The organism is Photobacterium rosenbergii (assembly GCF_003026455.1).
GTDB classification, from domain to species: domain Bacteria; phylum Pseudomonadota; class Gammaproteobacteria; order Enterobacterales; family Vibrionaceae; genus Photobacterium; species Photobacterium rosenbergii.
The window spans coordinates 66297-86967 of record NZ_PYMB01000004.1 but is presented as its reverse complement, the minus strand read 5'-3'; the positions used below and the strand labels follow the sequence as shown (position 1 = coordinate 86967).

General features: G+C 48.8%; 21 protein-coding genes, 1 riboswitch and 1 other annotated feature. Of the genes, 15 read left to right on the top strand and 6 right to left on the bottom strand.

The annotated features are described in order from the left end of the window. Positions 1-98: 98 nt before the first annotated feature. Positions 99-1475, bottom strand: a complete 1377-nt coding sequence (gene cysS / locus C9J01_RS12840) for a cysteine--tRNA ligase (protein WP_107298555.1) — start codon at positions 1473-1475, stop codon at positions 99-101. Positions 1476-1794: 319 nt separating this feature from the next. Between cysS and C9J01_RS12835 the strand changes: the two genes are divergently transcribed. Together C9J01_RS12835 and lpxH are read left to right on the top strand one after the other, a co-directional pair. Continuing rightward, on the top strand, positions 1795-2292 hold the full coding sequence (locus C9J01_RS12835; protein WP_039463212.1) for a peptidylprolyl isomerase: 498 nt from the start codon (positions 1795-1797) through the stop codon (positions 2290-2292). Positions 2293-2332: 40 nt separating this feature from the next. Continuing rightward, positions 2333-3061 carry a UDP-2,3-diacylglucosamine diphosphatase gene (gene lpxH, locus C9J01_RS12830; RefSeq protein WP_107298554.1) on the top strand — a complete coding sequence of 243 codons (729 nt, stop codon included), beginning with the start codon at positions 2333-2335 and terminating at the stop codon, positions 3059-3061. Positions 3062-3162: 101 nt separating this feature from the next. Here the strand turns inward: lpxH and C9J01_RS12825 are convergent, their stop codons facing one another. After that, positions 3163-4065: a sulfite exporter TauE/SafE family protein gene (locus C9J01_RS12825; RefSeq protein WP_107298553.1), complete on the bottom strand. Its 903-nt coding sequence runs from the start codon at positions 4063-4065 to the stop codon at positions 3163-3165. Positions 4066-4277: 212 nt separating this feature from the next. On the opposite strand from C9J01_RS12825, the gene C9J01_RS12820 reads away from it, so the two are divergent. From C9J01_RS12820 to hisIE, 10 genes are all read left to right on the top strand, one after another. After that, on the top strand, positions 4278-5510 hold the full coding sequence (locus C9J01_RS12820; RefSeq protein WP_107298552.1) for an EAL and HDOD domain-containing protein: 1233 nt from the start codon (positions 4278-4280) through the stop codon (positions 5508-5510). Then, entirely contained in the window at positions 5507-6025 is a 519-nt protein-coding gene (locus tag C9J01_RS12815) for a YchJ family metal-binding protein (RefSeq protein WP_107298551.1), read from the top strand. Before C9J01_RS12820 ends, C9J01_RS12815 begins: the two co-directional genes overlap by 4 nt. A 394-nt stretch (positions 6026-6419) precedes the next feature. Further along, positions 6420-6555, top strand: a sequence feature (His leader region). Between the two features lie 35 nt (positions 6556-6590). Beyond that, positions 6591-7487, top strand: coding sequence for an ATP phosphoribosyltransferase (gene hisG / locus C9J01_RS12810; RefSeq protein ID WP_107298550.1), 897 nt, complete (start codon positions 6591-6593; stop codon positions 7485-7487). Between the two features lie 3 nt (positions 7488-7490). Beyond that, a complete protein-coding gene (gene hisD / locus C9J01_RS12805; protein WP_107298549.1) occupies positions 7491-8804 on the top strand; it encodes a histidinol dehydrogenase in 1314 nt (437 codons plus the stop codon). A gap of 7 nt (positions 8805-8811) precedes the next feature. Continuing rightward, positions 8812-9858, top strand: a complete 1047-nt coding sequence (hisC, locus tag C9J01_RS12800; RefSeq protein WP_107298679.1) for a histidinol-phosphate transaminase — start codon at positions 8812-8814, stop codon at positions 9856-9858. 16 nt (positions 9859-9874) lie between these two features. Next, the gene (gene hisB / locus C9J01_RS12795) at positions 9875-10945 is read left to right on the top strand and encodes a bifunctional histidinol-phosphatase/imidazoleglycerol-phosphate dehydratase HisB (RefSeq protein ID WP_107298548.1); all 1071 of its coding nucleotides are present in this window, start codon (positions 9875-9877) and stop codon (positions 10943-10945) included. Continuing rightward, the gene (gene hisH, locus C9J01_RS12790; RefSeq protein WP_107298547.1) at positions 10945-11580 is read left to right on the top strand and encodes an imidazole glycerol phosphate synthase subunit HisH; all 636 of its coding nucleotides are present in this window, start codon (positions 10945-10947) and stop codon (positions 11578-11580) included. Before hisB ends, hisH begins: the two co-directional genes overlap by 1 nt. A gap of 20 nt (positions 11581-11600) precedes the next feature. Beyond that, positions 11601-12335: a 1-(5-phosphoribosyl)-5-[(5-phosphoribosylamino)methylideneamino]imidazole-4-carboxamide isomerase gene (gene hisA / locus C9J01_RS12785; protein WP_107298546.1), complete on the top strand. Its 735-nt coding sequence runs from the start codon at positions 11601-11603 to the stop codon at positions 12333-12335. Between the two features lie 17 nt (positions 12336-12352). Next, the gene (gene hisF / locus C9J01_RS12780; protein WP_107298545.1) at positions 12353-13126 is read left to right on the top strand and encodes an imidazole glycerol phosphate synthase subunit HisF; all 774 of its coding nucleotides are present in this window, start codon (positions 12353-12355) and stop codon (positions 13124-13126) included. Beyond that, positions 13123-13749, top strand: a complete 627-nt coding sequence (gene hisIE, locus C9J01_RS12775; protein WP_107298544.1) for a bifunctional phosphoribosyl-AMP cyclohydrolase/phosphoribosyl-ATP diphosphatase HisIE — start codon at positions 13123-13125, stop codon at positions 13747-13749. The genes hisF and hisIE overlap by 4 nt, the downstream gene beginning before the upstream one ends. Positions 13750-13969: 220 nt before the next feature. On the opposite strand, the gene C9J01_RS12770 is transcribed toward hisIE, so the two are convergent. Together C9J01_RS12770 and C9J01_RS12765 are read right to left on the bottom strand one after the other, a co-directional pair. Further along, on the bottom strand, positions 13970-14548 hold the full coding sequence (locus C9J01_RS12770) for a thymidine kinase (protein WP_107298543.1): 579 nt from the start codon (positions 14546-14548) through the stop codon (positions 13970-13972). 217 nt (positions 14549-14765) lie between these two features. After that, a complete protein-coding gene (locus C9J01_RS12765; protein WP_107298542.1) occupies positions 14766-16361 on the bottom strand; it encodes a Na+/H+ antiporter NhaC family protein in 1596 nt (531 codons plus the stop codon). Positions 16362-16460: 99 nt separating this feature from the next. After that, positions 16461-16644: riboswitch (Lysine riboswitch) on the bottom strand. Between the two features lie 372 nt (positions 16645-17016). Between C9J01_RS12765 and C9J01_RS12760 the strand changes: the two genes are divergently transcribed. Continuing rightward, entirely contained in the window at positions 17017-17415 is a 399-nt protein-coding gene (locus C9J01_RS12760; protein WP_107298541.1) for an H-NS family histone-like protein, read from the top strand. 277 nt (positions 17416-17692) lie between these two features. Here C9J01_RS12760 and C9J01_RS12755 read toward each other — a convergent pair whose 3' ends face one another. Both C9J01_RS12755 and C9J01_RS12750 read right to left on the bottom strand, forming a co-directional pair. Further along, on the bottom strand, positions 17693-18661 hold the full coding sequence (locus C9J01_RS12755) for a lytic murein transglycosylase (protein WP_107298540.1): 969 nt from the start codon (positions 18659-18661) through the stop codon (positions 17693-17695). A 3-nt stretch (positions 18662-18664) separates the two neighbouring features. Beyond that, positions 18665-18949, bottom strand: coding sequence for a YcgL domain-containing protein (locus tag C9J01_RS12750; protein WP_107298539.1), 285 nt, complete (start codon positions 18947-18949; stop codon positions 18665-18667). 222 nt (positions 18950-19171) lie between these two features. Here C9J01_RS12750 and minC point away from each other — a divergent pair, with 222 nt between their 5' ends. Both minC and minD read left to right on the top strand, forming a co-directional pair. Beyond that, positions 19172-19834 carry a septum site-determining protein MinC gene (gene minC, locus C9J01_RS12745; RefSeq protein ID WP_107298538.1) on the top strand — a complete coding sequence of 221 codons (663 nt, stop codon included), beginning with the start codon at positions 19172-19174 and terminating at the stop codon, positions 19832-19834. Between the two features lie 21 nt (positions 19835-19855). Then, positions 19856-20668: a septum site-determining protein MinD gene (gene minD, locus C9J01_RS12740; RefSeq protein ID WP_107298537.1), complete on the top strand. Its 813-nt coding sequence runs from the start codon at positions 19856-19858 to the stop codon at positions 20666-20668. The last annotated feature ends 3 nt before the right edge of the window (positions 20669-20671 follow it).

The window sequence follows — 20671 nt, the reverse complement described above, 5'->3', positions numbered from 1 at the left end:
AAGTTTCGAATGGTGATCTTGATGTAATTTTTGATTGTAAGGCATAAAAAAAGCCGGAGTTTTCACTCCGGCTTAGTTAATTCAAAGAAGGTTATTCTTTACTTACGGCGCCAAGTTGTACCTTGAGGGCCGTCTTCCAGGATGATACCCATTGCGGTCAGCTTGTCGCGCGCTTCATCAGCCGCTGCCCAGTCTTTTGCTGCACGGGCATCCAGACGCTGCTGGATAAGCGCTTCGATTTCAGCGACGTCTTCATCAGGGCCACCTTGCAAGAAAGCTTCAGGCTCTTGCGCCAATAGGCCAAGTACATCTGCCAACTCACTCATACGTGCGCCCAGTGCAGATGCCGCATTGATATCTTCCGCTTTAAGGCGGTTGATCTCACGCGCCATATCAAACAGCACAGAGTAAGCCTCTGGCGTGTTGAAATCATCGTCCATCGCTTCTTTGAAGCGTGCGATAAACTCGTCACCGCCAGCAGCAGCAACAGATGTATCTAGGCCACGCAGTGACGTATACAGGCGCTCAAGGGCTGAACGGGCTTGCTTGAGGTTTTCTTCGCTGTAGTTCAGCTGGCTGCGGTAGTGACCAGACATCAGGAAGTAACGCACGGTTTCAGCATCGTAGTGACCCAGCACATCACGGATAGTGAAGAAGTTACCCAGTGATTTTGACATCTTTTCACGGTCAACCATTACCATGCCGCTGTGCATCCAAGTGTTCACGTACTGTGAACCCGTTGCACAGCAAGACTGGGCAATTTCATTCTCATGGTGCGGGAACTGCAGATCAGAACCACCACCATGGATATCGAAATGATCGCCAAGGATAGCCGAGTTCATTGCAGAACATTCGATGTGCCAGCCAGGACGGCCTGCGCCCCAAGGAGATTCCCAAGTTGGCTCACCCGGCTTAGACATCTTCCAAAGCACGAAATCAAGCGGGCTACGCTTGGCTGTTTCGATATCAACGCGAGCACCGGCCTGTAGTTGGTCAAGGTCTTGCTTAGACAGCTTGCCGTATTCATCGAACTTGCTCACTTCGAACATCACATCGCCATTGTCCGCCACGTAAGCGAAGCCACGCTCAATCAGGCGCTCACACATAGTGATAATCTCGGCAATGAACTCAGTCGCACGAGGTTCGATATCCGGGCGCTTCATGCCTAATGCATCGAAGTCGGCGTGCATTTCGCCAATCAGGCGCTCGGTCAATGAATCACAGCTTTCGCCATTTTCCGCTGCACGCTTGATGATCTTGTCATCAATGTCGGTGATGTTACGAACAAATGTCAGATCGTAACCCGAGTAACGCAGGTAACGCGAAACCACATCGAATGACACAAACGTACGGCCGTGACCGATGTGACACAAATCGTAGATGGTAACCCCACAGACATACATGCCAACTTTACCTGGCTGGATGGGTTTAAATTCCTCTTTCTGTCTTGTCAGTGAGTTATAGATCTTCAACATGTCTCTTCAATACTCATTTGGTGGGGTTACAATTCAAGAGGGTAATTACACCTTTATTGGCTGCCTATAGCAAGGAAAATCACGCCATCGGGACGATTCTGCAACAATATCGCTAAGGATACTGCCGCAATCGCTCAGCCTCTACGACCATAGTCCATGGTGCCAAGCTTTCACACATATTCTATAGTTAAGCAAAAGGTCAATATTTCGCCTATTTATCACAGAGTTTGCTAACTCTAACGGTTATTATTGACGGCTAGGCCGGGTAAGATAGAATCCGATATTTAAAGCAATATACACCTATTTAAAGGACAAGCTCATGGTAACGCTTCACACTACTTTTGGTGACATCAAAATCCAACTAAACACTGAAAAAGCACCTGAGACCTGTGCAAACTTCCTACAGTACTGCCGTGACGGTTTCTACAACGGTACTTTGTTCCACCGCGTTATCGATGGTTTCATGATCCAGGGCGGCGGCATGGCTTCTGGCATGGAAGAGAAAGAAACTCGTGCACCAATCAAAAACGAAGCAAGCAACGGCCTAAGCAACAAAGTGGGTACACTGGCTATGGCACGTACTATGGAGCCGCATTCTGCTAGCTCTCAGTTCTTCATCAACGTGAACGACAACAAATTCCTAGACTTCAAATCAGAAACACCTGACGGTTGGGGTTACTGCGTATTTGCTGAAGTCGTTGAAGGCATGGACGTAGTGAACAAAATCAAAGGCGTAGCAACGGGTAACTGGGGCTACGTACACCAGGACGTACCGGTAGAAGAAGTTGTTATCAACAACGTAACTATCGAAGAGTAATGCTTCACAAAGGGTGGCCGTTGTGCCACCCTTCCCTCCTATGACCACACTTTTTATTTCCGATCTGCACCTGAGTGCCGACAGGCCTGATATCACCGCCTGTTTCCTTCAATTTATGTCCAACGAGGCACGAGGCATTGATGCCCTTTATGTATTGGGCGATCTGTTTGAAATGTGGATTGGCGATGATGATGATTCCCCGTTCCACCAGCAAATAAAAACAGCCTTCCGGCATCTTACCGATAGCGGTGTGCCTTGCTACTTCATCCACGGCAACCGTGATTTCCTGATAGGCAAGCGATTTAGCCAAGAAACCGGCGTCGAACTCCTACCTGAACACACAGTGGTTGATCTCTACGGGACCCCGACCCTAATCCTGCACGGCGACACCTTGTGCACCTTGGATGAAGGCTACCAGCGCTACCGCAAAAAGGTACACAACCGCTTTATCCAATGGTTGTTTTTCCGCCTGCCACTAAGCTATCGCCAGCGCATTGGGGAGAAGATGCGAAGTGGTAGCAGCCAGACCAACCAGGCTAAAAGCCAAGCCATTATGGATGTTATCCCAGGGGAGGTTGTCCATGTTATGGCAGAGCTTGGGGTCAACCAGATGATCCACGGCCATACCCATCGCCCTGATATACATACCCTGTCTGTCAACGGCGAAGACGCACGCCGGATTGTGCTCGGAGACTGGTATGATCATGGCTCTGTATTGGTTTGTACCCCGCAGGGTTGCGAGCTGGAAACACGTGATTTTCAGCCTTAACTAACGCTAGTTACACCCAATCACAGTCGCCACAGCCAAACGCAGACAATAAAAAAGGTACGCCATGCGTACCTTTTTCACCGTTGATGGGATACTACTCCCTACTTGGAAGAGCCTACCAAGGTTTCGTTGCCTGCAAGCGCGCGCTCTTTTGACCACGAACGGTACATGGTAATCGAGGTATACAGCACCACACCAATGACCAACCAAGCCAGCAAATGCAGATCCAGTGACTTCACCAGATAAGCTGCAATCACTACACCAATTGGGCCAGTAATCGCAACCACCAACGCCGCACGGCTGTTGATGCGGTTCATTCGGATAAAGCCACCCGCCGAGAAAAAGCTCAAGAAGGCGCACGAACACATCATAATTGGGAACGCCGCCAACGGGTGCATACCCAGTAGGTAAACCATGGTCATACATGGGGCATAAAGGCCGATACCAACAGTCATCAGCGCGCCGAACAGGAAGTTACCCGCAATGGCGACGGCCAGTTTCCAGCCAGATAGGCCTAACTCCAGGCCACCGAGCGGGAACAACTTAAGTTGGCCTGCCAACATCAAGCTCGCTACCACCAGCAAGGCCCCACTCATTACCAAGCGGATCAACTGGCGATCCCAACTGGAAACCAAACGGGCACCAAAGGTTGCTCCCAAACAGGCTGCCAGCACCATGGAAACCATGGTCGTCGGGTCGACATCCACGGCAGTCAGAAAAATCAGTGACTGAACCACGGTTGCTAGCACCGCCTGGCAATTGAGCGTTCCCGGTAGCAGTTGATCGTCTATAAGCTTAAATTGTTTATAGCCTGCAGTTTTGATAGCAAAGCTACCGACACCCAAGGTGTCACAGAAGTTGGCAAAGCCGCCAATCAGGCCAATAGGTAAGATTTTTGTTTGTGCTTCCTGCTCTCGATTTTTACGCCATGAAAGAAGCAACATAGCGATAAAAACCAGTCCACCTACAAGCAATCCCGCTTGTATGATTGTGAATACGGTCATGAGTTACACAAAATTTTTTCGGAAAGCCGCAGATTATCCATTATGCTCACGAATAATTCCATGTTCAGTATCATTGTAGATAGGCAAAAAAATGTAACACTGTCTTATTGGGCTTATTTTTGTCATAATTTGTACGAAAAGCCATACATTAATCGTCAAATGCAACTACATTAATAATGGCATCACCAACGTAAGATCGATTATTTACTTACATGAATTCATATCTTGCCAGACAGCCAGTCTTAAACAGGGACAAAGACACCATCGGCTATGAGCTGTTATTCCGAGACGGTCCAAACAACAGTTTCCCTGACGTTGATGAAGAACATGCCACTCATCGCCTGCTGACTGACAACTTCCTCAGCACCGGCCACAGTGACGTTGCTTCCGGTAAAAAAGCCTTTATCAATTTTCCGCACGGTAGCCTGATAAACCGTATACCGCTGCTGTTCCCGAAAAAAAGCTTCATCATCGAAATACTGGAAACCTGCCAACCAGATGATAACCTGCTGGCCGCCGTCATGGAGCTCTACCAAGCTGGCTACACCTTGGCATTGGATGATTTCAACCCAACACCGGAATGGAACCGCTTCATCCCGTTTGTTCATATTATCAAGTTTGATCTGCGGGCAACGCCGCTGGCGAAGGCCGGATTTTTTATCCGTCGGCTAAAAGAAAAAGGCAGTAAAATTACTTTCTTGGCAGAGAAAGTCGAGACCTACGAGGAGTTTATTGCCGCCAGTGAGGCTGGCTTTGATCTCTTCCAAGGCTACTTTTTTAGCCGGCCAGAAATTGTTCGCAAAAAAGCGCTTGAGCCTTCGGCACTCACAACTCTTCGGCTCTATAAAGAAATCAGCCGTGTCGAGGTCAACTTTGACAAGATCGAAAAGATCATTGCGACGGATGTAACGCTCTCTTATAAGTTGCTACGTCACGTCAATAACATGACTTATACCCGTGCCAAGCCGATCTCTTCGTTCAAACAAGCATTGATCTATCTCGGCGAGGAAAAGCTCAGGCGTTTTGTCACCTTTGTTGCCACCTCTCACGCTGTTGAAAACAAACCGGAATCGCTGTACTTCCTGTCATTACAACGAGCACGATTTAGCGAGCAATTAAGCCAGCACCTACAGATTCCAATTGATAGCAACGAAGCCTTTTTAACCGGGCTGTTTTCATTGCTCGATAGCATTTTGGATCAACCCATTGAAGCGCTTATCGATCAACTCCCCTTGGACGAAACAGTTCAGCATGCCCTGATCAATCGCCGCGGTTATCTGGGCGGGATCCTGCGTTTGGCTGTTGCCCATGACCAAGCAGATTGGCAAACCATCAAGCGCTTATGCCAGGCGCTAAAACTCGAAGAATCAGTCGTTGCAGAGACCTATATGGAATCTTTAAAATGGGTCACAGTGTTTGAGCAAAAGTTACCGAGTAAACCATGACCCAACCAATCTCGTCATGCCCTTGTGGCAGCCAACGCCCTTTGGCGGAATGCTGCCAACCTATCCACCAAAATCCAAGCCTTGCGACCCACCCAGAACAACTCATGCGTTCACGCTACAGTGCCCATGTCTTGGGCTTAGTGGACTATGTTGTGGCTACCTATCACCCAAGTTGCGAGGCTGAACAATACCGTGAAGCCATTGCAGAATCGGTAAATAGTCAATGGCTGGGACTGGAAGTGATCAACAGTGAAATTGCGACTGACGTCGAGGGTTATGTCGAATTCAAAGCCTTCTACCAGGAAGGTAGCGAGCAATATTGCCTCCATGAACGCTCACGTTTCCTCAAAGAGGTAGTGGACGGCAACCCCCAGTGGTTTTACATCGATGGCGAATACCCTGAGCCACCCGCTGTTGAAGAAAGCAAGCCTTCCCCTGTTGTCAGTGACAAAGTCGGGCGCAATGACCCATGCCCTTGCGGCAGCGGTAAAAAATTCAAAAAGTGCTGTGGCTAAAAAGGCGGGTCAATCCACACCACTTCACGGCTCCCCTCCCCTAGTGATCTAGGGGAGTTTTTCACCTAGGCGAAATTATTCATTAAACAGAATAAACTTTCCCACACCTGACACTACTGCACGCCCACCAATCGTTAACAAATCGTATTCTTTCTTGTTGCGAGACATATTTCCCATTTTCAGCGTAAAAGCAAAAACCTGTCTACAATCTTCGCTTTACACCCCCCATTTGGTTAGGTTTTATCCAACCCAAAATACCAGCCTGATAAAAATTTAAAAATTCCGTAAAATTGCTATTGCAAAATAAATCCAGCTTCGTTAGTGTGAATCACAAGCAAGCGTTAATAATGATTTATACAGAGTACATATCTATGCGTATCCCAATGGTAAACCTACATCACCATCATCATCCTGATTAGTCTTTCGGGAGGATACGCCTCGCTCTGGAAGACGCAAAAAAACTCTTCCAGCGGTCGCTAAGCACAGATTACAAGGCCCTCGGAAGAGATATCTTCCGAGGGTTTTTTCGTTTTCAGGCTCAACATCGAGTACAGGGATTAAAACAATGCAGACACAACGACTACGAATTGCAATTCAAAAGAAAGGACGCCTGAGTAAAGAGTGCCAAGAGTTACTCAAGCGTTGCGGCGTGAAGTTCAATATGATGGGTGAGCGCTTGGTGGTTCACTCTGAAAACATGCCTATCGACCTATTGCTGGTTCGTGATGACGATATCCCGGGCCTGATCATGGACGGTGTTGTTGATCTGGGTGTCATCGGTGAAAACGAGCTGGAAGAAGTCGGCCTTGAACGTGAAGCCCGTGGCGAGCCAGCCGACTATATCAAGCTACGTCGTCTAGACTTCGGTGGCTGCCGCCTGTCCATTGCGATCGACAAAGATGCCGAGTACAACGGTCCACAAGACCTGCAAGGTAAACGGATTGCAACGACCTACCCGCAGCTGGTAAAGCGCTACATGGACGAGCTAGGTGTTAAATTCAGTACCTGTATGCTCAACGGCTCAGTGGAAGTCGCCCCACGTGCTGGCCTTGCCGATGCTATCTGTGACCTGGTTTCGACCGGTGCAACGCTGGAAGCCAATGGCCTGAAAGAAGCCGAAGTGATCCTGCGCTCCAAAGCAGTGCTTATCCAGCAAACCGGCGAATTGTCTGCCGACAAACAAGCCCTAATTGACCGCCTGCTAACCCGTATGCAGGGCGTTATCCAAGCTAAAGAATCTAAGTACATCATGCTCCACGCACCCGCTGAGCGCCTTGACCAAATCAAAGCCCTGCTGCCGGGTGCCGAAGACCCGACGGTATTGCCGCTGTCACAAGACAAGAGCCGTGTTGCGGTACATCTTGTAAGCTCTGAAAACCTGTTCTGGGAAACCATGGAACAACTCAAAGAACTGGGCGCGAGCTCAATCCTTGTCCTGCCTATCGAAAAGATGATGGAGTAAGCAATGAAAACCGTTGTGTGGCAATCCCTGAGCGAAAACCAACAAGAAAGCCTGCTTGAGCGCCCTGCGATCACTGAAGGTGCCAACATCACTGCGATTGTCGAAGGCGTCATTGGTGATGTCCGTAACCGTGGCGACCAAGCTTTGCTTGAGTTGACTGAGAAATTCGACGGCATCAAGCCGGACAGTATTAAGGTGAGTGCCGAAGAAGTCTCTGCAGCTTCAGAAAGGCTGAGCGATGAAATGAAGCAGGCGCTGCAACAGGCCTATCAGAATATCGCCACTTTCCACAAAGCACAAAAGCAACCGACGCTACGGGTGGAAACCCAGCCGGGTGTAGTCTGTGAGCAGGTCACCCGCCCAATCAACTCTGTAGGTTTGTATATCCCTGGCGGAAGTGCACCGCTGCCATCAACGGTATTGATGCTCGGCGTACCAGCCCAGATCGCTGGCTGCCGTCAGGTCGTATTATGTTCACCACCACCTATTGCCGATGAAATCCTTTATGTCGCCAAGCTGTGTGGGATTAACGAGATCTACAATGTCGGTGGCTCGCAGGCGGTTGCGGCTATGGCTTACGGTACAGAATCCGTTGCCAAGGTTGATAAAATCTTCGGCCCGGGCAATGCCTTTGTCACCGAGGCCAAGCGTCAGGTCAGTAATGACTTCCGTGGTGCTGCAATTGATATGCCAGCCGGCCCGTCCGAAGTATTGGTCATTGCCGACAGCAGCGCAGATCCAGATTTCATTGCCGCCGACTTGCTCAGCCAAGCCGAGCACGGCCCTGATTCACAGGTAGTGCTGGTAACGCCTGACCCAAGCATTGCCGATCGCACAGCCGACGCTATCCAGCAGCAGCTAAAAGCCCTGCCGCGAGCAGACATTGCACGCCAGGCGCTAGGCTCAAGCATTTTGATTGTGGCGGAAAGCCTGACCCAGTGTGTGTCTATTTCCAATCACTACGGGCCGGAGCACTTGATTGTGCAAACCCGCAATCCGCGTGATCTGGTTTCTCAACTAGACAACGCCGGTTCAATTTTCCTTGGTAACTGGTCACCGGAATCCGTTGGTGATTATGCCTCTGGTACCAACCACGTATTGCCGACTTACGGCTACACCCGTACTTATTCAAGTCTGGGACTCGCTGATTTTAGCAAGCGCATGACAGTTCAAGAGTTGAGTGCCGATGGCCTGAAAGAGTTGGCACCAACCGTTGTCGCTATCGCCGAAGCAGAAGGCCTTGATGCCCATAAACGCGCTGTCACTATCCGGGTAGAAAAACTGGCTGCGGCACAAGATGTAACTAAAGGGGCGTAACATGAAGATTGAGCAACTGGCACGTAAAACTGTTCGCGAACTGACGCCTTATCAGTCAGCCCGCCGTCTTGGCGGCAGCGGCGATATCTGGCTCAATGCCAACGAATCTCCGTTTGCCAACGAATACAATATCAAATGCGATCGCCTCAACCGTTACAGTACCTGCCAGCCTGCAGAGCTAATTGAAGCCTATGCCGATTATGCTTCGGTGCGCCCTGAGCAGGTATTGACATCACGCGGTGCCGATGAGGGTATCGAGCTGCTGATCCGTGCTTTCTGCGAGCCAAACCAAGACAGCATTCTATATTGCCCACCCACTTATGGCATGTATGCCATCAGTGCAGAAACCTTCGACGTCGCGACTAAGACCGTTCCGCTGACTGCTGATTGGCAGTTGGATCTGGAGGGTATCCGGGAAAACCTTAACGGTGTGAAGTTGGTTTTTGTCTGCAGCCCGAACAACCCAACCGGCAACCTTATCAAGCGCCAAGATATCGAATCCCTGCTGGATCTGACCCAGGGCAAGGCACTAGTTGTCGTTGACGAGGCTTACATCGACTTTTGCCTCGAAGAAACAACGGCGAATATGCTGGAGCAATACCCTAACTTGGTGGTTTTGCGCACTTTATCAAAGGCTTTCGCCCTTGCCGGTCTTCGTTGCGGCTTTACCATTGCCAACCAGGAAGTGATTGAATTACTCCTGAAAGTCATTGCCCCATATCCTGTCCCAGTTCCGGTGACCGATATCGCGGTACAGGCACTCTCCCCTGCAGGGCGTGCCAAAACCAAGTTCCAAGTATTGGATATCAGCGCCAACCGTGCCTACCTTCAGGCAGGACTCGGGATGCTGGAAGGTGTTACCGTGTACGAGGGTTACGGCAACTACTTGCTGGTGAAATTCCCTGACGCTGATGCCCTGTTCAGCGCCCTGTGGGACCACGGCATTATCTTGCGCCGCTCGCCGATCGAGAACTGCATCCGTATCAGTATCGGTAACCGCGACGAATGTGAAAAAACACTGGCCTTCATCCGAGAGCAGCTAGGACAAAATTAAGAGAAAGGACAACACTGTGAGCAAGGAAAAAATCTTATTTATCGACCGTGACGGCACCCTGATCGTTGAACCACCAATCGACTTTCAGGTAGACCGCCTCGACAAGCTCAAGCTGGAGCCTTTTGTGATCCCTGCACTGCTGAAGCTTCAGGATGCCGGTTATAAATTGGTGATGGTCACCAACCAGGACGGTCTGGGAACCAGCAGTTACCCGCAGGAAGATTTCGATGCCCCGCACAATATGATGATGGAGATCTTTGAATCCCAAGGGGTGAAGTTTGACGATATCCTGATCTGCCCGCACTTCGATGAAGACAACTGCAGTTGCCGCAAGCCCAAGCTGGGTTTGGTCAAAGGCTACCTCCAGCAAGGCAGGGTCGATTTCGAAACATCGGCTGTGATTGGCGACCGCCAAACCGACCTGCAACTGGCGGAAAACATGGCTATCCGAGGCATCCAGTACAATCCGCAGACGATGGACTGGCAACAGATCGTTAAAGATCTTACCACCCGCCCACGGATCGCCGAAGTGGTGCGGACGACCAAGGAAACCGATATCCGCGTCAAGGTAAACCTGGATGAGACTGGCGGCAACCACATTGCCACCGGGCTCGGCTTCTTTGATCACATGCTGGATCAAATCGCGACCCACGGTGGCTTCCGCATGGAACTGACCGTCGATGGCGACCTCCACATCGACGATCACCACAGCGTAGAAGATGCCGCACTGGCACTGGGTGAAGCATTGAAAAAAGCACTGGGCGACAAGCGTGGTATTGGCCGTTTCGGCTTCAGCCTGCCGATGGACGAATGCCTGGCCCAGTGTGCATTGGATCTGTCAGGACGTCCTTACCTCAAATTCGACGCGACTTTCAGCCGCGAGCAAGTTGGCGATCTGTCGACGGAAATGGTTTCCCACTTCTTCCGCTCGCTGACTGATACGCTGGCATGCACCCTGCACCTTTCATCGACGGGTAACAATGATCACCACATCGTCGAGAGCCTGTTCAAAGCCTTTGGCCGTACCCTGCGCCAGGCCATTCGGGTAGAAGGTAACGAACTACCGAGCAGCAAGGGAGTATTGTAATGTCAGCATCTAACCAGCAAGTCGTCATCATCGATACCGGTTGTGCCAATGTGTCATCGGTGCGCTTTGCCATTGAGCGGTTGGGCTATGCCGTGACCGTCAGCAAAGAGCCTGACGTTGTTCTGGCTGCAGACAAACTGTTCCTACCGGGTGTGGGCACTGCCAGCGAGGCGATGAAAAACCTCGAAGAGCGTGATCTTATCAACCTCGTGAAGCAGGTCGACAAACCGCTGCTCGGCATCTGCCTCGGTATGCAGTTACTGGGCGAACTGTCTGAAGAACAAGGCCAAAGCGGCACCGAGCAGGTTAACTGCCTTGGCCTTTGCGGTGCGCCAGTGAAGAAGATGCAAACTGGCGAGTTACCCCTACCCCACATGGGTTGGAATACCGTTACCGCCGAGCAGGATCACCCTTTGTTCAAGGACATTCCTGCTGGCAGCTACTTTTACTTTGTACACAGCTATGCGATGCCTGTTTTCGATAAGCCAGAAGCAGGACGCACGATTGCCAGTTGCGAATACGGCCAACCGTTTACCGCTGCGGTCCAGAGCGGTAACTACTACGGCGTCCAGTTCCACCCGGAGCGCTCGAGCAAAGCTGGCTCCCAGTTGATTAAAAACTTTCTTGAAATGTAAGGACACCAAAAGGACTTGATATGATTATTCCCGCTCTCGATTTAATTGAAGGTCAGGTTGTCCGCCTGTTTCAAGGAGACTACGGCAAGGTAACCGAATACAAAGTCGACCCTGCCGAGCAGTTCAACTTATACCACAAGGCCGGTGCGAACTGGCTGCACTTGGTTGATCTAACCGGAGCCAAAGATACCTCTGCCCGCCAGCTTGATTTGATCAGTCAACTTCTGGCCAGCACACCAGCCAATATCCAGATTGGTGGTGGTGTCCGTACCGAACAAGATGTCGCTGATTTACTTAATGCCGGTGCCCAGCGTGTGGTGATCGGCTCGACTGCCGTCAAGCAGCCAGAACTTGTTAAAGGCTGGATGGAAAAGTATGGCCCTGAGCACATTGTACTGGCACTCGATATCAATATTGATGCCGATGGCAAACGCAATGTCGCCGTTTCCGGTTGGCAGGAAGATTCGGGCGTCACCATCGAAGCCCTACTCGATGACTTCCTGACGGTTGGCCTTAAGCATGTACTGTGTACCGATATTTCACGGGATGGCACACTGGAAGGCTCGAACGTCGAACTGTACCAAGATTTGTGTGCCCAATACCCGCAAGTTCAGTTCCAGTCCTCAGGCGGTATTGGTTCACTCGATGACATCGCAGCGCTGAAAGGCTCTGGGGTCGCTGGCGTTATCGTCGGCAGAGCCCTGCTTGATGGCAAATTTACCGCAGAGCAAGCTTTCGCTTGCTGGGCAGAATAAGGGCAAGGAGACAATAAATGTTAGCAAGACGAATTATTCCCTGCCTCGATGTTAGGGATGGCCAGGTGGTTAAAGGGGTACAGTTCCGCAACCACGAAATCATCGGTGACATCGTCCCACTTGCCAAACGCTACGCCGAAGAGGGTGCCGACGAACTGGTTTTCTACGATATCACCGCTTCAAGTGATGGCCGTGTGGTTGATAAAAGCTGGGTTGCCCGCGTCGCAGAAGTGATCGACATTCCTTTCTGTGTTGCCGGCGGGATCAAATCTGCCGAGGACGCCAGCCGCATCTTGCAGTTTGGCGCCGATAAAGTCTCGATTAACTCACCGGCACTGGCGGATCCCAACCTGATCACCGAGCTGGCGGATAAATTTGGGGTTCAATGTATCGTGGTCGGTATCGACTCTTATTTCGATGCCGACACCGGCAAATACCAAGTTTACCAGTTCACAGGTGACGAAAGCCGTACCAAAGCAACCCGCTGGGAGACCCGCGACTGGGTTCAAGAAGTTCAGCGCCGTGGGGCCGGTGAAATCGTCCTAAACATGATGAACCAGGATGGTGTGCGTAACGGCTATGACCTCACCCAGCTCAATATGGTGCGTGAAGTCTGCCATGTTCCGCTTATCGCCTCTGGCGGTGCTGGCGAGATGGTGCATTTTGCCGATGCATTCAACAAAGCGAATGTCGATGGTGCTTTGGCTGCCTCGGTATTCCACAAGCAAATCATCAATATTGGCGAGCTTAAGCAATACCTGAAACAACAAGATGTGGAGATCCGACTATGAGCCTTGTAAGCAGTATTAATTGGGAAAAAGTAGACGGATTGGTGCCGGCGATTGTCCAGGACAATACCAGCGGCCAGGTACTGATGCTGGGTTATATGAATGATGAAGCCCTGAACAAAACCCTTGAAACCAAACAGGTCACCTTCTGGTCCCGTACCAAAGAGCGACTTTGGACCAAGGGCGAAACCTCGGGCAATGTGCTCCAGCTAAAAAGCATCAAGCTGGACTGTGACCAAGATACCCTACTGGTAAAAGTCGACCCTATCGGCCCAACCTGCCACTTGGGCACCCCTACCTGCTTTAGCAATGATACGGCTGAAGAAGGACAGGTCGAGCAACCTGCCTTGGTGTTCCTTCATCAACTTGAGCAGGTCTTGGCTTCTCGTAAAGGTGCCGATCCTGATTCGTCCTACACTGCCAGCCTCTATGCCCGTGGCACCAAGCGGATTTCGCAAAAGGTGGGTGAAGAAGGGGTTGAAGTCGCGCTTGCGGCAACGTCGGGTGACAAGGAGGAGCTGATCTGTGAATCCGCCGACTTGATTTACCACTTGCTGGTACTGCTGCAGGACCAAGGCAAATCACTGTCGGATGTCACTGCTAAATTGCAGGAACGCCATAAATAACGCCTTCCTCTAGATATAATAAAGCCCAGCTGAGTAGCTGGGCTTTTTATATTCAAGGACTGCCCTGTAACAGAATAAAATTACAAAACCTACTCAACATGGATGTAGAGTTGGAGCGACATGGATGTCAGCTTTTGCGTTTTTGAAATTTTCATTCTGTTACTTGGGACACCACAATAAGCAAAATTCTATACGTATTAGATTGCCATGTACTATGGAATTAACGCTCAAGCGCTTCTTTGTAGTGTTTGCGGCATACCGATACATAACGGTCATTACCACCGATTTCGACCTGATCACCGTCGGCAATAGCCTTGCCGCTGGCATCCTGGCGAATAACCATATTGGCTTTGCGGCCACAATGGCAGATGGTTTTCAATTCAACCAACTTATCTGCCCACGCCAGCAAATAACGGCTGCCTTCAAATAGCTCACCACGGAAATCACTGCGAAGACCATAGCAAAGCACAGGAATATGTAGCTTATCGACCACTTCGGTTAATTGATATACCTGCTCTTTGGTCAAGAACTGGCACTCATCAATCAGTACACAGTCGACTTTTTTCGCCGAATTCATATCCTGCATACGCGCATAAAGATCGTCGCTGGCGTTAAATAGCTCCGCCTCTTCCTGCAAACCAATACGCGAGCTGACCTTGCCTTTGCCGTAACGGTCATCAATCGCGGCGGTAAAAATCACCGGTGTCATACCGCGCTCGCGGTAATTAAATGATGACTGTAATAATGTTGTCGACTTACCCGCATTCATTGCCGAGTAATAGAAATACATCTGGGCCATTAAGCTTCCCTAGTAATACGATTGGTGCGTGAAAAAATCAGCCGGAATGCTACAGAAAAGCCCTCCATATTGAAAGGAGCAAGCTCATCTTCTTTGTTACCAAATCACGCTAAAATGGATAAAATTCGCCAATCTGATTGATTTACCACAAAAACAAAAAAAGCCTGTATCAAATACAGGCTTTTTCATCATCAAACTAGCACTGAGTTTGACTGTATTACGCGTTAGCAGTTGCTTCCTGAGGACGGCGCGATAGCCATGAAAGCAGGATACAAGCTACGATAAACGCTACGGTTGCCGTCATAAACGACACAGCTAGCGAACCGGTAAAGCCCAGCACCAAGAAGCCGATTGTCGATACCGCTGCCATAGACAGCGCATAAGGTAGCTGTGTTGCAACGTGGTCGATGTGGTGACAGCGTGCACCTGTCGACGACAGAATAGTTGTATCAGAGATTGGTGAACAGTGGTCACCGAATACCGAACCTGCCAAAACTGCGCCTAGCATCGGAAGCATCAACATAATGTCGGTTGCAGCAGCCAAATCACCAGCGATTGGAAGCATGATACCGAACGTACCCCATGAAGTACCGGTCGAGAATGCCATTACGCCCGCAAGCAAGAACAGGATAGCCGGAAGAAGCATAGGGTCAATACTACCTTCAACCAACGTCGATAGGTATTTACCTGTCGCCATGTCGCTAATTACGGTACCGATACTCCACGCAAATAGCAGGATTAAAATCGCACCGAACATCGACTTGGCACCAATCCACAATGTCGAAGAGACATCAGCCATCGGAATACGCTGGCGCAGTACTGGAATAAGTGCAGCTGCAAAGCCAACCAGACCACCGTATACCAGAGACATGCCAACATCTGTATTTTCGAAGGCGCCCAGTACGCTAAATGCTAGGCCATCTGCAGCAAGGGCTTGGTAGCCGGTAAACAGCATGAAGAAGAAGGTTGCCACAATCAGGGTTACGATTGGCATGACCAAGTCAGCAACGCGGCCGTTCTTGCTCTCTTCAATTTCAAGTTCGTCATTAAGGTCTTTTGCACGGCTGTCGTCGTCACCCTCGTCGAAACCACGGCAGTGGCTCGCCTCTAGCTCGTGCTTCTTCATTGGGCCCACATCAATTTGGAACCAAGCCACCACGAACACCATCAGCAATGCAAAAACTGCATAGAAGTTCATTGGAGCCAACTGCATGAAAGCGCCGAGCGGAGTGTATTCTGTTACACCATGCGACACCAAGATACCGCCGATAAGGGTAATAATGTATGCACCCCAGCTAGAAGCTGGCATCAATACACACATAGGTGCAGCAGTTGAGTCAAGGATGTACGCCAGTTTAGCGCGCGACACGTAGAAACGGTCTGTCACAGGGCGTGAAATCGAACCTACAGCCAGGCTGTTGAAGTAATCATCAACAAAGATGAATACGCCAAGGAAAGCGGCCAGCAGTTTTGCACCACGTTTGCTCTTGATTTTAGTCTGTGCCCATTCAGCAAAAGCACGAGTACCGCCAGAAAGTGTAAGCAATGCTGTGGTCATACCCAGCAAGATAAGGAAGGCGACAATACTCATGTTCCAGCTATTGATGGCACCGTCATCAATAAACAGGCCAGTCACTGTGGTTCCGATATAAGAAGCGGTACCGCCGATTGAAAAATCAGTCAGCAGGAATGCGCCCAACAGGACACCAACACCCAAGGAAACTAAAACACGACGTGTAAGGATAGCCAGGCCAAGTGCAACCAAAGGTGGCAACAACGACATGGCGGAATGTGAAAAATCTACAATATTCATGATCTCGACTACAACCGATCCTGGTTGGAGATCTACTGTTTAACACGACATCTTGTCGTGTATGAAAGAGCATAAGGAAGAGAAGTTACCCTTTTCCGACTCCACAGTAGCGCTCCATAGTTAATGTAATTATATACTATGGCAGTGTTGTCCCTGTTCGGTGACAACCCCAGCAAACGGGCTTGATAATCCGCGTTTACTTCGGCATCGGCTCCTTTCGTAAATCCTCTTCGGAATCACCCTCCGATTTACTACTAATAGACGATGCGCCTCTACCCTTAGTCTAGGTCTGGTCAATTCTACGGAATAGATATCCAAATGCAACAAGTTAAGATGAAAAAAATGACAAAAATAGTGAATAGTCTTGCGGCAGCGGACAAAAAACACTCATTTGCAAGCATTTTATTATAGCTTTCACATATGAAATTGATGGCAAATATTTATCAGTACGAAATGGTTTTAGATAAGAATATTTACTTATCCCGAGCATTACAATTTATTACAAATGAGAAATGAACCATATAAACCACAAAAAATTAAATAAACTCGTCATTTTTTATTTGGCATCGCCGTATTAAAAGTATTATTATTGCAATTATTGAATTGGCACTGCTATTATTATTTTATAGTTTTGGACCTACAGGAAATTAAAAAAATGTCTGATGCAATGAAAGCGCTACTTAACCTTCGCAGCCTTCGCGCACTTTCTCGTGAATATTCTCTAGAACAGCTACAAGAAGCACTAGAAAAGCTACAAACTGTCGTTTCTGAGCGTGAAGAAGCAGAAGCGGAAGAAATCGCTAAAGAAAAAGAACGTACAGAGAAACTAGCTCAATACCGCGAAATGCTACTAGCAGACGGTATTGACCCAGAAGAGCTTCTTGCAACTCTAAATAAAGCACCTAAAGCTAAGCGTGCACAGCGTCCAGCTAAATACCGTTTCCTTGACGAAAATGGTGAAGAGAAAACTTGGACAGGCCAAGGCCGTACTCCAAGTGCACTGAAAAAAGCACTTGATGAAGGTAAGTCTCTAGAAGAGTTTGAAATCAAATAATTCAAATCTTCCGACGAACAACTAAAAAAACCCAGCGATTGCTGGGTTTTTTATTTTATTCATGACAATCAAGAAAAATACATAAGATACTGATTTTTAATGATAATGTTTTAAGCACCCACATAGTAATTAACCTGCAGTCCTATATCGACGCCTTCCAATGCTTAATTGATACCTACCTTTAACAGGGTTAATCCTCTTGTTAGTTGTAAGGTTACTGTCATAAACGCATAAAAAACCAGACCTTGAGGTCTGGCTTAATTGTCATATAACGCTATTAGCGAATCTGGTCTGCCAAATGGCTAACCGCCAAGGCGAAATAATGTGAGCGGTTCCAATTTAGCAGAGATTGATAATTACCATAGATAAGGTAGGCACGGCCATGATTATCATCTGGTTGAATAAGCCACGCATCAATATCAACATTGGGTAGTGCCTGGCCATTCAATCGTCGAACACCAGACGTCTGCCAATCAGATAATGAACGGGCTTTACTCTTTTCTACTCCCATCAATGACTCATCGATAGAGGCAGGAATGGAAACCTGACGCCCCCAAGTGTATTCATCATTCCAGCCCGCTTTCTTTAAATAATTTGCAGCAGAAGCAAAAACATCTGCCTCAGTCTGCCAGATATCTATCTTACCGTCGTTGTTTCCATCAACGGCATAAGATAAAAACGATGTAGGCATAAACTGAGGTTGTCCCATCGCGCCAGCCCAGGACCCTTTCATATCTTCAGGGCTAATATGACCTGCATCCAATATTTCCAATGCCGCCATGACCTGACCACGGAAAAATGCTTCGCGGCGGCCTTCATAGGCAAGTGTCGATAATGCTTCAACAACATTGTAATTACCCATTAGGCGGCCGAAATTACTTTCAACGCCCCATAGAGCAACAATAAATCTTGGCTGCACACCATATTGCTGACCAATTTTATCGAGTGTCGACTTATGCTTACGGTAAAGCTCATTAGCCTGCTTTACTTTCCAGGCAGGAACAGCACGGGGAATATACTCATCCAGCGTTAATTTTCGCTCTGGTTGATTTTTATCCGCTTTTACTGCGCGCTCAACAAATGTAATGCCATCAAAAGCAGAGTTGATTATCGACTCTGAAATTCCTTTTTCCCGGGCTTCTACTTTTAGTCCTTCGACATAATTATCAAACCCCTCATCAGCATAAACTGCCGATGATAATCCTAACCCTAAGGCCACAAGGGCCGATATCAATCGCTTATGCATAGTTTATCCTTGGCTGCTGGCGGATTTGTCCGCTTTGTATTGCTCCAATAAGTTTGGCACGGGTGGCGGTACTTGCAGGTAATAACCTTTATCTTTGAGCTCCGCTTTTACTTTTTCGATATCTGCCTGTGCCAGCTTATGACGTTCATCTAACTTAAGTACCATGACAAATTGAGGTGTACCAAATGTTTTCAACAAAGTTTCAGGTACGGGTGAGAAATCATCTTTGTTGTTGATATAAAGGTAGGTATTGTCTTTTTTAGGACTTTTGTAAATTGCACACAACATATTGTCGGTAACCTGTTCGTTAATTTCGCTATTTTGTCAGACAACAATTAACTGGAATCATTCCCCTTCGAGTCAGGGATCGCCTACTTGATGAGACGGTTGTCTGAATTTCCAACGCAAAAGCAAGGATAGCTTGCTGATATACGGTTTGGAATATAACATGCAAGTTACCCAAGAGATAACGTTCCCGGACGACTAATTTAGCGAAAGTCATCAGCACACATGACAAAATCTGCAGAACTCAAGGGAGGCTCTTTTACCCTCTCTGCCCTCCACCTGGTGGATGGCGACATACAGCAAGCAGTCAACTTTCTAAAAGAGAAAGTTGAGCAAGCGCCTAATTTCTTTTCAGCAGCTCCCATCGTCATTGATGTCAGCCAGATCGGTAACGACATCGATTTTGCTTTGCTAAAAAGCCAAGTCCATGAAGCTGGCATGATCCCTGTCGGCATCAGCGGCTGTAAGCAACGTGCGCTGCAAGAGCAGGCAAAAGAGGCCGGATTCGCCATTATGAATGCGGCTAAGCAGGCCAAAGCCGCCGAACCTGTGATGACACCGACAAAAATCATTAAAAATCCGGTTCGGTCAGGACAACAAATTTATGCTAAAAATAGTGATTTAATAGTGCTTGGACATGTCAGTGCAGCAGCAGAGATCATTGCCGATGGTTGCATCCATGTCTACGGGACCCTTCGAGGCCGTGCTATTGCTGGAGCTAGCGGTCAGAAAGAGGCAAAGATATTCTGCCATAACTTACAGCCAGAACTCATTTCCATCGCAGGGAACTACTGGTTGAGCGACAAAATCCAACAAGAGTTCTGGGGAAAAAATGTCGTTATCTCGCTTGCTGAAAACAATTTGAACATAGAGCAGATGGCTCTATAACGTTTAATAAGGAATTTAAAGATGGCACGTATTATCGTTGTTACCTCAGGTAAAGGTGGCGTTGGTAAAACTACCTCGAGTGCAGCTATTGCATCGGGTCTTGCACTGAGCGGCAAGAAAACAGCGGTGATCGATTTTGATATCGGCCTGCGTAACCTAGACCTTATCATGGGCTGCGAGCGCCGCGTGGTTTATGATTTTGTTAACGTCATCAATGGCGAAGCAAACCTTAACCAAGCGCTTATCAAAGACAAGCGTGTCGACAACCTCTATGTTTTACCCGCCTCACAGACACGTGACAAAGATGCACTAAGCCGTGAAGGTGTAGAACGCGTATTTAACGACATGGCAGAAATGGGCTTTGAGTTCATTATCTGTGATTCACCAGCGGGTATCGAGACAGGTGCGCTGATGGCACTGTACTTCGCCGACGAAGCCATTGTCACCACCAACCCTGAAGTCTCTTCTGTACGTGACTCAGACCGTATCCTCGGCATCCTTGATTCCAAGTCTCGCCGCGCTGAACAAGCTGAAGAGCCAGTGAAAACACACCTGCTACTGACTCGTTATAACCCTGCTCGCGTGACTCTGGGTGAAATGCTAAGCGTCGGCGATGTCGAAGAAATCCTTCATATCCCGTTACTTGGCGTGATCCCTGAAAGCCAGGCCGTACTGAATGCTTCGAACAAAGGTGAGCCAGTCATCTTTGACAAAGAGTCTGACGCCGGTATCGCCTACGAAGATACTGTTGCGCGCCTGCTTGGCGAAGAACGCCCGTTCCGCTTCCTTGAAGAAGAGAAGAAAGGCTTCCTAAAACGTCTGTTCGGAGGGTAATAC

Excerpts from the sequence above, each read along its gene's own strand:
- hisF (WP_107298545.1), top strand. The coding sequence starts at position 12,353 with ATGTTAGCAAGACGAATTATTCCCTGCCTCGATGTTAGGGATGGCCAG.
- C9J01_RS12815 (WP_107298551.1), top strand. The coding sequence starts at position 5,507 with ATGACCCAACCAATCTCGTCATGCCCTTGTGGCAGCCAACGCCCTTTG.
- lpxH (WP_107298554.1), top strand. The coding sequence starts at position 2,333 with ATGACCACACTTTTTATTTCCGATCTGCACCTGAGTGCCGACAGGCCT.
- hisA (WP_107298546.1), top strand. The coding sequence starts at position 11,601 with ATGATTATTCCCGCTCTCGATTTAATTGAAGGTCAGGTTGTCCGCCTG.
- C9J01_RS12755 (WP_107298540.1), bottom strand. The coding sequence starts at position 18,661 with ATGCATAAGCGATTGATATCGGCCCTTGTGGCCTTAGGGTTAGGATTA.
- C9J01_RS12750 (WP_107298539.1), bottom strand. The coding sequence starts at position 18,949 with ATGTTGTGTGCAATTTACAAAAGTCCTAAAAAAGACAATACCTACCTT.
- C9J01_RS12825 (WP_107298553.1), bottom strand. The coding sequence starts at position 4,065 with ATGACCGTATTCACAATCATACAAGCGGGATTGCTTGTAGGTGGACTG.
- hisG (WP_107298550.1), top strand. The coding sequence starts at position 6,591 with ATGCAGACACAACGACTACGAATTGCAATTCAAAAGAAAGGACGCCTG.
- hisD (WP_107298549.1), top strand. The coding sequence starts at position 7,491 with ATGAAAACCGTTGTGTGGCAATCCCTGAGCGAAAACCAACAAGAAAGC.
- cysS (WP_107298555.1), bottom strand. The coding sequence starts at position 1,475 with ATGTTGAAGATCTATAACTCACTGACAAGACAGAAAGAGGAATTTAAA.
- C9J01_RS12835 (WP_039463212.1), top strand. The coding sequence starts at position 1,795 with ATGGTAACGCTTCACACTACTTTTGGTGACATCAAAATCCAACTAAAC.
- hisIE (WP_107298544.1), top strand. The coding sequence starts at position 13,123 with ATGAGCCTTGTAAGCAGTATTAATTGGGAAAAAGTAGACGGATTGGTG.
- C9J01_RS12770 (WP_107298543.1), bottom strand. The coding sequence starts at position 14,548 with ATGGCCCAGATGTATTTCTATTACTCGGCAATGAATGCGGGTAAGTCG.
- C9J01_RS12760 (WP_107298541.1), top strand. The coding sequence starts at position 17,017 with ATGTCTGATGCAATGAAAGCGCTACTTAACCTTCGCAGCCTTCGCGCA.
- minD (WP_107298537.1), top strand. The coding sequence starts at position 19,856 with ATGGCACGTATTATCGTTGTTACCTCAGGTAAAGGTGGCGTTGGTAAA.
- hisH (WP_107298547.1), top strand. The coding sequence starts at position 10,945 with ATGTCAGCATCTAACCAGCAAGTCGTCATCATCGATACCGGTTGTGCC.
- C9J01_RS12820 (WP_107298552.1), top strand. The coding sequence starts at position 4,278 with ATGAATTCATATCTTGCCAGACAGCCAGTCTTAAACAGGGACAAAGAC.
- C9J01_RS12765 (WP_107298542.1), bottom strand. The coding sequence starts at position 16,361 with ATGAATATTGTAGATTTTTCACATTCCGCCATGTCGTTGTTGCCACCT.
- minC (WP_107298538.1), top strand. The coding sequence starts at position 19,172 with ATGACAAAATCTGCAGAACTCAAGGGAGGCTCTTTTACCCTCTCTGCC.